13 protein-coding genes are annotated in these 14035 nt (G+C 37.7%); 10 read left to right on the plus strand and 3 right to left on the minus strand.

Annotation, left to right across the window (positions count from 1 at the left end):
* Positions 1–14 precede the first annotated feature (14 nt).
* The 8 genes from SOM16_RS02175 (at position 15) to ade (ending at position 8272) form a co-directional block, all read left to right on the plus strand.
* On the plus strand, positions 15–1649 hold the full coding sequence (locus SOM16_RS02175) for a M28 family peptidase (RefSeq protein ID WP_320462344.1): 1635 nt from the start codon (positions 15–17) through the stop codon (positions 1647–1649).
* Positions 1650–1763: 114 nt separating this feature from the next.
* Positions 1764–1973: a type II toxin-antitoxin system VapB family antitoxin gene (locus tag SOM16_RS02180; protein WP_320462345.1), complete on the plus strand. Its 210-nt coding sequence runs from the start codon at positions 1764–1766 to the stop codon at positions 1971–1973.
* A complete protein-coding gene (locus tag SOM16_RS02185; protein WP_320462346.1) occupies positions 1973–2359 on the plus strand; it encodes a type II toxin-antitoxin system VapC family toxin in 387 nt (128 codons plus the stop codon). Before SOM16_RS02180 ends, SOM16_RS02185 begins: the two co-directional genes overlap by 1 nt.
* A 110-nt stretch (positions 2360–2469) precedes the next feature.
* Positions 2470–3858, plus strand: coding sequence for a LutB/LldF family L-lactate oxidation iron-sulfur protein (locus SOM16_RS02190; protein WP_320462347.1), 1389 nt, complete (start codon positions 2470–2472; stop codon positions 3856–3858).
* A 98-nt stretch (positions 3859–3956) separates the two neighbouring features.
* On the plus strand, positions 3957–4175 hold the full coding sequence (locus tag SOM16_RS02195) for a hypothetical protein (protein ID WP_320462348.1): 219 nt from the start codon (positions 3957–3959) through the stop codon (positions 4173–4175).
* On the plus strand, positions 4157–4546 hold the full coding sequence (locus SOM16_RS02200; protein ID WP_320462349.1) for a type II toxin-antitoxin system VapC family toxin: 390 nt from the start codon (positions 4157–4159) through the stop codon (positions 4544–4546). The genes SOM16_RS02195 and SOM16_RS02200 overlap by 19 nt, the downstream gene beginning before the upstream one ends.
* A 21-nt stretch (positions 4547–4567) precedes the next feature.
* Positions 4568–6544 (plus strand): alpha-ketoacid dehydrogenase subunit alpha/beta, encoded by a 1977-nt coding sequence (locus SOM16_RS02205; RefSeq protein ID WP_320462350.1) that lies wholly within the window; start codon positions 4568–4570, stop codon positions 6542–6544.
* A gap of 84 nt (positions 6545–6628) precedes the next feature.
* Positions 6629–8272, plus strand: a complete 1644-nt coding sequence (ade, locus tag SOM16_RS02210) for an adenine deaminase (RefSeq protein ID WP_320462351.1) — start codon at positions 6629–6631, stop codon at positions 8270–8272.
* Positions 8273–8351: 79 nt separating this feature from the next.
* Here ade and SOM16_RS02215 read toward each other — a convergent pair whose 3' ends face one another.
* The 3 genes from SOM16_RS02215 to SOM16_RS02225 form a co-directional block, all read right to left on the minus strand.
* Positions 8352–8957, minus strand: a complete 606-nt coding sequence (locus tag SOM16_RS02215) for a SprT-like domain-containing protein (protein WP_320462352.1) — start codon at positions 8955–8957, stop codon at positions 8352–8354.
* A gap of 137 nt (positions 8958–9094) precedes the next feature.
* Positions 9095–9472 carry a GxxExxY protein gene (locus SOM16_RS02220; RefSeq protein ID WP_320462353.1) on the minus strand — a complete coding sequence of 126 codons (378 nt, stop codon included), beginning with the start codon at positions 9470–9472 and terminating at the stop codon, positions 9095–9097.
* A gap of 65 nt (positions 9473–9537) precedes the next feature.
* Positions 9538–11805 (minus strand): helix-turn-helix domain-containing protein, encoded by a 2268-nt coding sequence (locus SOM16_RS02225; RefSeq protein WP_320462354.1) that lies wholly within the window; start codon positions 11803–11805, stop codon positions 9538–9540.
* A 213-nt stretch (positions 11806–12018) separates the two neighbouring features.
* Here SOM16_RS02225 and SOM16_RS02230 point away from each other — a divergent pair, with 213 nt between their 5' ends.
* Entirely contained in the window at positions 12019–12180 is a 162-nt protein-coding gene (locus SOM16_RS02230; RefSeq protein ID WP_320462355.1) for a hypothetical protein, read from the plus strand.
* A gap of 167 nt (positions 12181–12347) precedes the next feature.
* Entirely contained in the window at positions 12348–13931 is a 1584-nt protein-coding gene (locus SOM16_RS02235; protein ID WP_320462356.1) for a peptide chain release factor 3, read from the plus strand.
* Positions 13932–14035 lie beyond the last annotated feature (104 nt).

Below are 14035 nucleotides of genomic sequence, written 5' to 3' on the forward strand. Positions count from 1 at the left end.
TAACTTATTCAATAATGAACAAAAAATTTCTAACCCTTGGCATAGCGTCATTCTTTGCGCTGAGTTGCTACGCACAGGTTAAACCGCTTGTACCAAACAAAGATGCCATGCGTTTCAGCAAGGCCATAAATAAAGATAATGCTTATAAACATCTTTCTGTATTGGCTTCTGATGCCTATGAAGGTCGTGAAACTGGCAAAAAAGGCGCCTGGATGGCCGCAGATTACATCCGTGATTATTTTAAATCACTAGGTTTAAAAGGTCCTGTTGATGGAAGCTATTTTCAAAAAATAGATTTATCGAGTTATGCCGTAAGCGAAAGCATGTTAACCATTAACGGGCAACCAAAAGTTGCCTATAAGGATTTTGTTATTGCCAGCAATGCCGTTGGGGTTAAAGGCTTTACTTTTAGTGGCGATGATTTGATTTTCGCTGGTTATGGAGTAACTAATGATAGCTATAATGATTACGACGGGATAGACGTTGCAGGTAAAATTGTGGTAATTTTCGTAAACGGAGATCCAACTAAAACCATTGACCCTAAGGATCGCCGTGCTACGATGATGGCAAGATCAAAGAAGATCAATTACCTGGCCCAAAACAAAGCGAAAGCGGTAATTTTAATAGACCCAACATTAGATAGCTTGTCAGAAGAACGAAAAGCAGCTTACCAGTCTGGCCAAATGGTGATGAAATCGAAAGAAACTTTAGAGCGGATGGAAAAAACGAATCCATTCACCTCCATTTCAATATCAACGGCTACAGCAAACGAAATTTTAAAAGTAGCGAACACCTCGGTTGAAGCTGTTCAGAAAAAAATTGCAGACACGAAAAAACCGGCGTCTCAAACCATTAATATTGCTTTATCTGCAAGTGCAATGAAAAAGGAAACCCCTCTTCGCTGCGAAAACGTATTAGGCTTTTTAGAAGGTTCTGATCCAAAGTTGAAAAAAGAAGTGCTGGTATTAACTGGTCACTATGATCATATTGGCATCACCCCGGAAGCACCAGGTCCTGATAAAATTAATAATGGTGCAGATGATGATGGTTCTGGAACCACAGGTGTATTGTTAATGGCGAAGGCATTTTCTGACGCAAAAAAAGCTGGAAAAGGTCCGAAACGGAGCATATTATTCATGACTGTTGTCGGTGAAGAAAAAGGGCTTTGGGGTTCAGACTGGTATTCTGAAAACCCAGTATTCCCGATTGAAAATACAATTGCAGATTTAAATACCGATATGATTGGCCGTATTGGCGAAGAGTATTTAGGCAAACCAGATTCTGCGAATTATATTTATTCTGTAGGTTCAAAAATGTTAAGTTCTGAACTTGGCTTGTTGAGTGAACGCGTAAATGCCACCTATACAAAAATGAAACTGGATTATAAATATGATGATCCACAAGATACACAACGCATTTATTACCGCTCAGATCACTATAACTTCGCAAAGTTAGGTATTCCAATTATTTTCTATTATGATGGAATGTTAGAACAGGATTACCACAAGCCTGGGGATGAAGTAAGTAAAATCAACTTCCCATTGTTAGCTAAAAGAGCGCAGTTAACTTATTATACCGCCTGGGAGTTAGCTAATGGAGCGAAAAGACCGGCTGTAGATTCAGATGGAAAAGGTAATTTAAAGAAATAATTTTTTATTAAAATATTAAGCCCCGATAACTTATCGGGGCTTTTGCTTTAATGCCCTTTTCTAATCATTTGAAATATTATTTATAAATTATTATTTTTGATTAAATAGTCGGTCATGAGTCAAGCTAAAATTTTTGAGAAGATAAAAATGATACCTGTAGCTTATCAACAAGAGGTAGAGGATTTTATTGATTTTATTTTGCAGAAAAATAACAAAGGTATTCAGGAGGAAAAGAAAAAAAGAAAGATTGGATTGCTTAAGGGTAAAATGAAAATGAGCCCAGACTTTGATGAACCGCTAAATGATTTTAAAGATTACATGTAGTGAGGTCATATCTGTTAGATACGCATACTTTACTATGGATGCAAGATGATAATAAGACGCTATCTACAACAGCAAGAGAAATTCTTGAAGATAGTAGATGCAATTTATATCTTAGCATTGCAAGTTTCTGGGAAATTTCTATAAAACAATCTCTTGGTAAACTGCAGTTAGAATATACATTAGATGAACTTTCAGAATCCTGTTTATCAAATAATATACTCGTTCTTCCAATACAATTAAGTGCACTTAACATCCTTAAAAACTTACCTTTTATACATCGAGACCCTTTTGATAGAATTATTGTCTCCACAGCAATAGACATGAACTTTAATCTTATTACAAAAGATTTAAATTTACATAGATACGATGCCAATATAGTCTGGTAAATCTATAAACCAGGATATTACCTCGAAATTATTCAATTAATTGAGTAAACCGAAGTCTAGAATATTAAATTTTCTGAATATTAACTCACCTCGTTTCTTATCTTTGATTTATGATGAAAACTGCCGAGGAATTTTTAGAGAAATCTGATGAGAAAGCTTTCGATTTACCGCATCGTAAAACCATAAATTTTAATATTGGAAAGTATAATACGGCTGTTGAACGTGGCTTATCAAAGTTCGAAAACCTCGAAGCATCTAAGAAAAAAGCACATGTGGTCAAATGGCGGGTAATGGAAAATCTTGATAAGTTCTTGCCAGAATTTGAATCAAATTTTCAGCGTCGTGGCGGCAAGGTGATTTGGGCTAATGATGCAGAAGAAGCACAAAGAGAAATCTTAAACATCATAAAGAGAAATAATGGCAAAACGGTCATCAAATCCAAATCGATGACTACCGAAGAAATCCATTTAAATGACTTTTTGGAAAGCAACCAAATCGAATCTTTAGAAAGCGATTTAGGCGAATATATTGTTCAGTTGCTTGGTCAGGCACCCTACCACATTGTTACGCCTGCCATGCACTTAAGTGCCACAGATATTGCCCAACTATTTCACGATAAATTTGGCACGCCAATAGATGCCACGCCTCCTCAACTTGTGCAGAAAGCCCGAGAATTGCTCCGGGATAAATATCTGAATGCGGACATTGGCATTAGTGGAGGAAATTTCCTGATTGCTGATACGGGCAGTATTGCCATCACTGAAAATGAAGGAAATGCCCGGTTAAGCACCACTTTCCCTAAAATCCATATCGCCATCGTAGGCATTGAAAAAATCATTCCATCGATGGCAGATCTTGATTTGTTTTGGCCTTTATTGGCTTCTCATGGAACTGGCCAGAATTTAACGGTTTACAATACCATACTTAGCGGACCGCGCCAGCCAAATGAAACGGATGGTCCCGAAGAAATGTATGTAATCCTTTTAGATAACGGCCGAACCAATTTACTGGCACAGAAAGATCAGCGCCAGGGTTTATATTGCATCCGTTGCGGCGCATGTTTAAATGCATGCCCTGTTTACAAAAATATAGGTGGGCATACTTACAACACCACCTACAGCGGACCAATTGGCTCCGTAATTACCCCACATTTAAAAGGTATGGAAGAGTTTAAGCACTTAAGCTATGCCTCCAGTCTTTGTGGAAAATGTTCTGAAGTTTGCCCGGTTAAAATTGATATTCACAAAATGTTATTGCTCAATCGCAGGGATGCCGCAGCTACGCATGAAAATGGAAAAGTAGAAGAAATGGGCTGGGGAATGTTTAACCGAATGATGCAAAAACGTAAGTGGATGGATTTTTTTGGCGGGAAGTTTAAAAACTTTATGCTGAAAAAGTTCTTTAAGAAAAGCTGGGGGAAATACCGTGAAATGCCAAAAGTAGCCGATAAATCTTTCGCCAAACAGTGGGAAGAACTGAAAAAAGGTAAAGAGGGTTAGGTTTAGAATTTTAGCTTTAAATTGTCCGCAGACTGAAAAGCAGTTTTAATCAGCCTGTAAATTTTGTATATTTGATATACAGACTAAAATATAGAAATATGGATACGGTTTTGTTAGAGATCACAAATGAAAAAGCTTATAAACTTATACAAGATTTAGAAGCTTTAGATATTGTTAAAATTTTAGAGAAAAACACAAAGCCAAAAGAAAGCCTCTCGGAAAAATTCGCGGGTTCTTTACACCTCACAGATCAACAGTATCAAGAATTCCAGCAACACGTTGCTAATAGCAGGAACGAATGGGAAAGGGATATTTAATCGATACTAACGTTATTATCGGGTATTTAGATGGGAAAATTGAAAATAAGGGAATGTCCTTTTTGCACCCGATTATCGATAGAATACCTAATATCTCAGTAATAAACAAAATTGAAATTCTGAGATTTAACTCACCAGATAATGATTATAAAACTTTGGTTGAGTTTATTAATTCCAGTTATGTTTTTAGTTTAAACGAAAATATCATTGAGAAAACAATTTCAATATGTAGGGCAAATAAAATTAAACTACCTGACGCCATAATAGCCGCTACAGCATTAGTCAATAACTTTACACTAATCACAAGAAATACTTCTGATTTTAAAAAAATTGCTGATCTCGATTTTCTCAACCCATGGGAAATTTCTTAAGATATTATTCAAAAGTTTACTATGCAATTCAATCGCGGAGATAAAGACGACAAATTCTTATTGAATTTATACAAAAGATTGCTTTATCCACGAATGGTTGAAGATAAGATGCTTAAACTATTACGCCAGGGGAGAATTGGAAAATGGTTTTCCGGCATCGGGCAAGAAGCTATTGCAGTGGGTTCCACTATGGCTATGCAACCCGATGAATACATTTTACCCATGCATCGCAATTTGGGTGTTTTTACCTCCCGGGATATTTCCTTGAAAAAATTAATGGCGCAGTGGCAGGGCAAAGCTACAGGCTTTACAAAAGGCCGCGACCGCTCCTTCCATTTCGGCACACAAGATTATAAAATCATTGGGATGATCTCTCATCTCGGTCCGCAAATGGCTTTAGCAGATGGAATTGCCTTGGCTGATATACTGGCTCAAAAACAAAGAGCCACGCTGGTTTATACTGGTGAAGGTGCGACAAGCGAAGGGGATTTTCATGAAGCGGTTAATGTTGCAGCAGTCTGGAATTTACCTGTCATCTTTTTAATTGAAAATAATGGCTATGGTCTTTCTACTCCCAAATCTGAGCAATTCAGGTGTAAAAAACTGGTTGATAAGGCCATTGGTTATGGCATAGAAGGCATTCAGATAGATGGAAATAATGTACTCGAAGTTTATGACACGATCAATCAATTGGCCAAAGAGATCCGAAAAGATCCACGTCCGGTGCTCGTAGAATGTCTTACCTTCAGGATGCGAGGACATGAAGAAGCATCAGGAACAAAATACGTTCCACAAGAACTATTGACCGAATGGGAACAAAAAGATCCGATAAGCAATTACGAATGCTATTTAATTGAAGAAGGCATACTTACAACTGATTCTGTTATTGATATCAAAATTCGGTTCAAGAAAGAGATTGAACGGGATGTGGAAGAAGCGTTTGACGAGCCAGAACCGATAGTTAACGCAGCAATAGAGGAAAGTGAGATGTATTTCCCTCATGAACAAAAAGTAGCTGCACCTGGAAAGTCGACATCAGAAAAGCGATACCTGGATGCCATCACAGATGCTTTAGATTTAGCTATGCAAAAATACCCAAATCTCGTTTTAATGGGTCAGGATATTGCCGAATATGGTGGTGCTTTCAAAATTACCGATGGATTTACCGCAAAGTATGGCAAAGGCAGGGTTAGAAATACCCCCATTTGCGAATCTGCAATTGTAGGAGCCGGACTGGGGCTATCCATCAATGGATATAAGGCATTAGTTGAAATGCAGTTTGCCGATTTCGTAACAGTTGGGTTTAACCAAATAGTAAATAATCTGGCTAAAACACATTACCGATGGGGAGAAAAGGCTGATGTTGTCGTTCGGATGCCAACAGGTGCCGGAACGGGCGCAGGTCCTTTCCACTCCCAAAGCAATGAAGCCTGGTTCACTAAAACGCCCGGATTAAAAATTGTATATCCGGCTTTTCCGGAAGATGCAAAAGGCTTACTGCTGGCTGCGATAGAAGACCCAAACCCAGTATTGTATTTTGAGCACAAGTATTTGTATAGAAGTTTAAGCGCTCCCGTTCCTGACGGTTACTACACTACAGAAATTGGCAAAGCCACTACTTTAAAGAAGGGTAGTAAGTTCTCTATTATAACATATGGCTTAGGTGTTCACTGGGCTTTAGATTACCTGAAAAATAATCCTGAAAGCGATTCTACTTTAATTGATTTAAGAACACTGCAACCCTGGGATAAGGATGCCGTAGCACAAGCCGTAAAATCTACCGGAAGAGTTTTAGTTTTACATGAAGATACCTTAAGCAATGGTTTCGGTGCAGAAATCTCCGCATGGATTGGGGAGCATTGCTTTAAAGATTTAGATGCTCCGGTAATGCGATGTGCCAGTTTGGATACGGCAATTCCAATGAATAAAGATTTGGAAGATAATTTTCTGGCCAAAGCCAGATTAGCAGAAACGATAGATAAATTATTAAAATATTAAATAATTTTGCCCCCGGAGAGACAGCAATAACATAGAATATTAGTTCCGTTATTTTGTTTTTCCGTGGCTAATTTACAAACACCAATGAGCAATTTTAAAGTTGAAGGAAATATAGTTGATATCACCAAGCGGAACATTTTTTTTGGTGAAGTGGAAGTGGAGGCGGGAAAAATAAAGGCTGTTAGAAAAATTGCAGCGGCTAAAGATGAAACTTATTTTATCTTACCTGGATTTATAGATAGTCATGTTCATATTGAAAGCAGCATGCTTATCCCGAGCGAGTTTGCTCGCTTAGCTGTAACACATGGAACTGTTGCCACTATCAGCGACCCACATGAAATTGCTAATGTTTGCGGAATGGCAGGTGTAGAATTTATGATCGAGAACGGAAATACCGTTCCTTTTAAATTCAATTTTGGGGCACCAAGTTGCGTACCCGCCACAGTTTTTGAAACCGCCGGCGCTGAACTAAATCATGATGATGTTAGAACGCTATTGGAACGCCCGGAGATCAAATACCTGAGTGAAATGATGAATTTCCCAGGTGTGCTTCATCAGGATGAAGAGGTGCTAAAAAAAATTGCCTCTGCACATGAGTTGGGGAAAACAGTAGATGGACATGCCCCGGGATTACGTGGCGAGGCCGTTCAACAATACATCAATGCAGGGATTTCTACCGATCATGAATGTTTTACAGCGGATGAAGCACTGGATAAATTGCAAAGAGGAATGAAAATCCTGATCCGAGAAGGGAGTGCTGCTAAAAACTTCGAGGCCCTAATTGATTTATTGCAAGACTGGCCAGATATGATGATGTTTTGCAGTGATGATAAACATCCGGATAGTTTAGTAGAAAGCCACATCAATGCCTTATGCGCAAGAGCGATTGCCAAAGGAATTGACTTATTTAATGTACTGCAGGCCGCTTGTATCAATCCCATCACCCATTATAAATTGGATGTCGGCGCATTGAAAATCGGCGATTCGGCAGATTTTATTTTAGCGGAAGATTTAATAAATTTCAAGGTACATCAAACCTATATTGATGGCATTCTGATTGCAGAAGATGGAAAAGTTCAGGGAGATTGGGTAAGACATGTAGATGATCGGGAAGCTGTTAATCAGTTTGATTGTAGTGCTAAAACGGAAAGTGATTTTGTTTTTCCTTTTACAGGTCAAAAAGAGATTTTAGTTATCGAGGCATTAGATGGCCAGTTGATTACCAATAGGCTTTCCGCGAAACCTAAGGTTTTAAATAAAAATCTCATCAGTGATCTGGAAAATGATGTGTTGAAAATGGTGGTGGTTAACCGCTATCATGATGCACCGATTGCAGTATCGTTCGTTAAAAATTTCGGTCTAAAAGAAGGTGCTATTGCTTCAAGCGTAGCGCATGATAGCCATAACATTATTGCTGTTGGTACCGATGATCAAAGCATATGCGAAGCGGTGAACCTGATTATCAAAGAAAAAGGTGGCATAGTTGCTTTAGGAAATGGCACAGAAGAGGTTTTGCCCCTACCCGTTGCAGGCTTAATGAGTAACCGAAACGGCTACGAGGTGGCAAATTGTTATACGTCTATTGATCAGTTTGCAAAAGACTTAGGCTCTACGCTTCAGGCACCCTTTATGACGCTTTCTTTTATGGCTTTATTGGTTATTCCGAGGTTAAAGCTGAGTGATAAGGGTTTATTCGATGGTGATGAGTTTAGGTTGTTAGTTAGTTAGTTTGTAGTAGTTTAGTAATTCGGGCAGGCAGATTTTAATTTATAAGTCTCCGAACAAATAAAAACCAAACACCTAAATACTATAATACAAAAACCTCTGCTAAAGGATTAAATAGGTAAATGCGTTTATCATCTAAACAGACGCATCGGTACCGCTTCCTGATTCGTTCTCCTTTTGTAAATCTTCTGCCGTCTTTGATTTTGAATGGAGTGTTTACAGCCAGCTGTTCAAGATGTAAGGTGTCCATTTTATTGGTATCATATTTTTTTAAAGCGCGGGCAAGATGGAGATCCGAACAGCTGGACGCTGCGGGGTTTGACATATAGTTAGTGATCGCCTTGTGGATGTCTTCAGGAAAAACCTTCATTTCAAAGAAAGGCACCATCATCCGCTGAAAGTTTTTTTTCCATTCAGAACCATGCGGCTTTACTTTATTTTTAAAATCGTTCCAGGTGAGTAAATGTGCAAACTCGTGTACTGTGGTAACCAGAAAAGCATAATGGTTGAGATTGAAATTTACCGAAATGCGATGGCCTTTACTCTGATAAGGATGGCGGTAATCGCCGAGTTTCGTTGAACGGGTTTTGGCGATCTTAAATTCACATTGAAAATAATCTATCCATTTTGCAATTAGCGGTGCCGCTGGTTCGGGCATGTATTGCGCTAAAATGTTGACTTTCTCCATTTAACCGCAAAGTTCGCAAAGTTTTTCGCAAAGACGGAAAGAAATGTTAGATTACTTAACCTTTTTAATCATCCTTTCGTGTATCTTACTGCAAAGTTCGCAAAGACGGAAAAAAAGTTAGATTCCATAAATGTTGGTTACAGACCATTAACAACTCGTTTCAGTCCATCTTTTAAACGATTAACATTAAAATTCATTAATAAACCTAGCTTGTACTTACCAAGTTTCATATAAGTTAAAGTTTGAGCCAAATGAACGTCATTCAAAGCCTCAACACTCTTCAGTTCTAAAACTAATTTTTTCTCTACCAAAAGGTCAATTCTATAACCACAATCCAATTTAACTTCTTCAAAAAATAACGGCATTATTTTTTCCTTTTCTACGAATAATCCTGATTTATTAATTTTATAGAATAAGCATTCCTTGTAAGCACTTTCTAATAAGCCTGGGCCTAAAGCATTATGTACTTCGATTGCCAAACCGATTACAATTCTTGATATTTCATTCTCCCCCATATTTTTGATATTAGCTTAGCGTTCCTTGCGCCCTTTCTCTTCGCGTTTTTTGCGGTTAAACACATCTATTCCTCCGATGGAAAAAGCGAAGCCAGCACCATCTTAATCTCCCCGAAAGAATAATCCTTCCCTAAAAACTCGCGAATCGTTGCCATAGATTTCGTTTTCTGGCTTTCTACAGCATCTGCTATGTTTTTGATTTTATTAGATTTAACCAATTTAGAAACATCCAATTGTTGCGTAGAAACATAATAAGCCAGATGACCTTCAATTGTACCCACCGAAAAGCCACGCTCCTTTGCTATTTCTGCTAATGTTTTCCCTTGTTCATAAAGTTCAAAACTCACTAATTTCGTATCAATCTTTGGCTCTTTCTTTTTCTTTTCTACAGCAGATTTTACTTTTAGCGTTTCGCCTTTCAGTTGAATGGCCTTTTGCAATTGTTGGTTACGTGCAGAAACATTTAATAATGCATCCATATCTGCTTTGCTAAATTCTTTCCCATCAATGATAGCTTGTAAAAGAGCCTTACTTTTATGCATCTTCTTCAACTGCTCATAAACCAAAATCTCTAATTCCAGTAGTTCAGTTAAGTAAGTCTTAACTTGTTTTTCTTGCTTTATAGTCTCAATATGATTCAACAGACGATCTGAAACTCCTTTAATCAACGGGCTAAAGTACTTTAATGCAGCCCCCACCCTTTTTGATACATTAAATAGTGTATGTGTTGTTTGCTCACCAAACAAGCCCTTTAACTGATTAATAAATGTATCTCCCGTAGCGGCAATTTTCTGGAAATCTCGATAAAGTTCCATTGTCCAATCATCATAATGTTGCTTGGTTGATTTTTCCCCTTTATCAAAGGTCTGAACATGCTCTTTTATGTAATAGCGAACGAGATTTAAATCAAAGGCCCCTAATAAATAGGTCTTGATAAAATCGTAGCTCTCAAAACTGATTTGCTCGTTGAGTACCTCATTAGTTTGCTTGGTTTTAGAGAAATAATGGATATTCTGATCCTGTTGCAAACCTGTTTCCCTTAAATGAGAAGTTAAAACCAAACCGTTTAGCGAGCGCAAACGTGAAAGTGCAACATAAGCCTGCCCCGGTGCAAAAGCATCGCCAATATCAATAATAGCCTTATCAAATGTTAAACCCTGACTTTTGTGAACCGTAATAGCCCAGGCTAGTTTAATTGGATATTGTATAAATGAACCTGCAACCGTTTCAGCAATTTCGTTGGTTGCTTCATTCAGTTTATATTTAACATTTTCCCAGGTATACGGCGAAACAGTAATTACGGTTTTTTCCTCTGGAAGTTCAATCTCAATTACATCTTTTTCAATGTGATGTACTACACCAATTTTACCATTGTAATATCGTTTTTCGGCTGTCATGTCATTTTTGATAAACATAATTTGTGCGCCAACTTTCAGCTCCAGGCTTTTATCATTAGGATAAGCGTATTCGTTAAAGTCGCCGGTAACTTTAGCCTCAAAGAAATAAGATTTGGTTTTTAATTGCGTTAACCTTTCCCTGTTAATGGTATCAGCCTTATTATTATGGGTGGTTAGCGTAATGTAATTATCATCTGCCTGTGGTTTGAAATCCTGTTTATAATGTTGCCTTAACAAAGCCGTATCTTCAGCAGTAATCTGATTATTCCGAAGGTTATTCAGTAGGTTGATGAAAACCGAATCATCCTGGCGATAAATTTTATCTAACTCAATATACACTGGCGGATTCTCCCTTAAGGCTAATGCATCGAAAAAATAAATGCTTTTATAAAAACCAGCCATTACCCGCCATTCGTCGTTTTTAACCACTGGTGGCAACTGGTGTAAATCGCCAATAAAAAGTAGCTGAACACCTCCAAAAGGAACGTTCCGATTTCTACGGATGTATCTCAAGGTAAAATCAATGGCATCCAGCATATCTGCCCTAAGCATACTCACCTCATCAATCACCAGCAATTCCAATTCCTGAATCATGCGCCTTTTATTGCCTTGCATATTTAAATGCTTCACAATCGTTCTGGGTGTATTGAAATTAAAAGTGATATTCTGGTTTATGATATTGGCTGCCGCATCTGGAAAAAATGCACCGAAAGGCAACTGAAAAAGAGAGTGAATAGTAACCCCCGAAGCATTGATAGCAGCAATACCAGTAGGTGCACAAATCAACGCTTTCTTATGCGTAAGCTGAATTAACTTTCGCAAAAAAGTAGTTTTACCCGTACCTGCCTTTCCTGTTAAGAAAACATGTTTCGAGGTGTAATTCACAAATTTTGCAGCAATTTCTGCTGGCATAGAGGTTTCTTCTAGAGTGGGCATCGGCAGTAAAATTTTAGTTTAGCATAACGGAGGGATAAATAAAGCTAAACATTTTAGCACAAAATTAAACAATGATAAGCTAGAAATTTTAATTTTGAGTGGATAATTTTTTCAGTTAGCCACTGAACCAAGGCATAATTTAATCAATCAGATACAATCTAAAACTAAAATTTGTATCCCCTAAGCTCACACCACTGATGTTTAACTTAAAGATTGCAGTTAACATTTAAAACAGAAGTAAACAACCTAAGAACTGCCGATATGCATGATTTAAACCTCACAGAAACAGTAGCCTACGATTTTTCTATTGGCGCTAAGGTGTATGCCAGGACAATACAAACAAAAGAACTACTACGACTGGTTTACAAATTATAAAAACTATTCAATGTCAATTTAACCCGCTATAAAACAATACAACAACCTAACAATTAATCATAAAGCTTTTCTTATCTTTGCAGCCTGATGAAACAAAATTATTCAAATCTTATCGCAGTTAAATTCCTTTAACCTGGTTTCATCGCCTTTTTACCCAAAATTTTATTATGCTTCATCCTGAAATAGAAAAACGTAAAACCTTTGCCATTATTAGTCACCCCGATGCGGGCAAAACCACATTGACAGAAAAATTCCTGCTTTTTGGTGGAGCAATTAACACGGCTGGTGCGGTAAAACGTAACAAGGCAAATCAGAGCAATACTTCCGATTTTATGGAGATTGAAAAACAACGTGGTATCTCCGTTGCCACATCTGTAATGGGTTTCGAATACAGTGGTAAAAGAATCAATATTCTGGATACCCCTGGCCACAAGGATTTTGCGGAAGATACTTACAGAACTTTATCTGCCGTAGATAGCGTTATTCTTGTTGTAGATTGTGTGAAAGGTGTTGAGGAGCAAACGGAAAAATTAATGTCGGTTTGTAGAATGCGCAATACCCCGGTAATTATTTTCATCAATAAAATGGATAGAGAAGGTAAAGAAGCTTATGATTTACTGGATGAAATTGAGGAAAAGCTGAACATTAGTTTATGTCCGCTTTCATGGCCTATTGGGCAGGGGCATACTTTTAAAGGGGTTTACAGCATTTATAATAAACATTTAAATTTATTCAATTCGGATAAAACTAAAGTAACGGATTCAGTAGTAGCGGCAAATGATTTGAATGATCCATCGTTATTAAATTACCTTAAAGAAAACGAAATCAACAATCTAAAAGACGATGTTGAGTTGGTTGACGGTATTTATGGTAAAATTGATAAGGATTTATATACCGAAGGTTTGGTTGCACCTGTATTTTTTGGAAGTGCCATTAACAACTTCGGAATTAAAGAGCTTTTAGATACCTTCATTGATATTGCGCCTAGTCCGAGGCATCGTGAGGCTGAAGAGCGCGATGTATTAGTAGAAGAGAAAAATTTTAGTGGATTTGTATTTAAAATTCACGCCAATCTGGATCCAAAACACCGCGACAGGATTGCCTTTTTAAGGATTTGTTCTGGCAAGTTCGAGCGAAATAAATTTTATTACCATACCCGTCAGGATAAGAAATTAAAGTTTTCTAACCCGATGGATTTTATGGCCAATGAAAAAAGTATTGTAGAGGAAGCCTGGCCAGGTGATGTTGTAGGTTTATACGATAGCGGAAACTTTAAAATCGGAGATACGCTTACCGAAGGTGAAAAACTACAATTTAAAGGCATCCCAAGTTTCTCTCCATCTATCTTTAAAGAGGTAGAAAATATGGATCCTATGCGTACCAAACAACTTGAAAAAGGGATTGAGCAATTAACTGATGAAGGTGTTGCGCAATTATTTGTGATGCAGCCTGGAAACAGAAAAGTGATCGGTGCGGTTGGGGAACTTCAGTTTGAGGTAATCAATTTCCGTTTAGAGCATGAATACGGTGCGAAATGTCGCTTCAGAACATTAAGTTACACACGCTCGAGCTGGGTTACTTCATCCGACAGGAAAAAACTAGAGGAGTTTGTGAAACGTAAACAACAACATATCGGTTTCGATAAGGAAGCCAATCCGGTTTATTTAGCGGATAGTGAATACATGATCAACTTAACAAAACAAGATTACCCTGATATCGAATTCCACAAAACAAGTGAGTTTAAAAGTTAGGTCTGAATGAGAGCGTGATCAAATGATAGAATAATTGAATGAGAGAATGAGAGAATGAGAGAATTTAGAGCGTGCTAGCATAGCTGTCCATATTCTCTCATTCA

The sequence above is a fragment of the Pedobacter sp. CFBP9032 genome (assembly GCF_034045265.1).
GTDB lineage: Bacteria > Bacteroidota > Bacteroidia > Sphingobacteriales > Sphingobacteriaceae > Pedobacter.

Bases quoted from the DNA above. Each gene is read 5' to 3' on its own strand.
- SOM16_RS02225 (WP_320462354.1), bottom strand. From the start codon at position 11,805: ATGCCCACTCTAGAAGAAACCTCTATGCCAGCAGAAATTGCTGCAAAA.
- SOM16_RS02200 (WP_320462349.1), top strand. From the start codon at position 4,157: ATGGGAAAGGGATATTTAATCGATACTAACGTTATTATCGGGTATTTA.
- SOM16_RS02175 (WP_320462344.1), top strand. From the start codon at position 15: ATGAACAAAAAATTTCTAACCCTTGGCATAGCGTCATTCTTTGCGCTG.
- ade (WP_320462351.1), top strand. From the start codon at position 6,629: ATGAGCAATTTTAAAGTTGAAGGAAATATAGTTGATATCACCAAGCGG.
- SOM16_RS02215 (WP_320462352.1), bottom strand. From the start codon at position 8,957: ATGGAGAAAGTCAACATTTTAGCGCAATACATGCCCGAACCAGCGGCA.
- SOM16_RS02235 (WP_320462356.1), top strand. From the start codon at position 12,348: ATGCTTCATCCTGAAATAGAAAAACGTAAAACCTTTGCCATTATTAGT.
- SOM16_RS02195 (WP_320462348.1), top strand. From the start codon at position 3,957: ATGGATACGGTTTTGTTAGAGATCACAAATGAAAAAGCTTATAAACTT.
- SOM16_RS02180 (WP_320462345.1), top strand. From the start codon at position 1,764: ATGAGTCAAGCTAAAATTTTTGAGAAGATAAAAATGATACCTGTAGCT.
- SOM16_RS02190 (WP_320462347.1), top strand. From the start codon at position 2,470: ATGATGAAAACTGCCGAGGAATTTTTAGAGAAATCTGATGAGAAAGCT.
- SOM16_RS02205 (WP_320462350.1), top strand. From the start codon at position 4,568: ATGCAATTCAATCGCGGAGATAAAGACGACAAATTCTTATTGAATTTA.
- SOM16_RS02220 (WP_320462353.1), bottom strand. From the start codon at position 9,472: ATGGGGGAGAATGAAATATCAAGAATTGTAATCGGTTTGGCAATCGAA.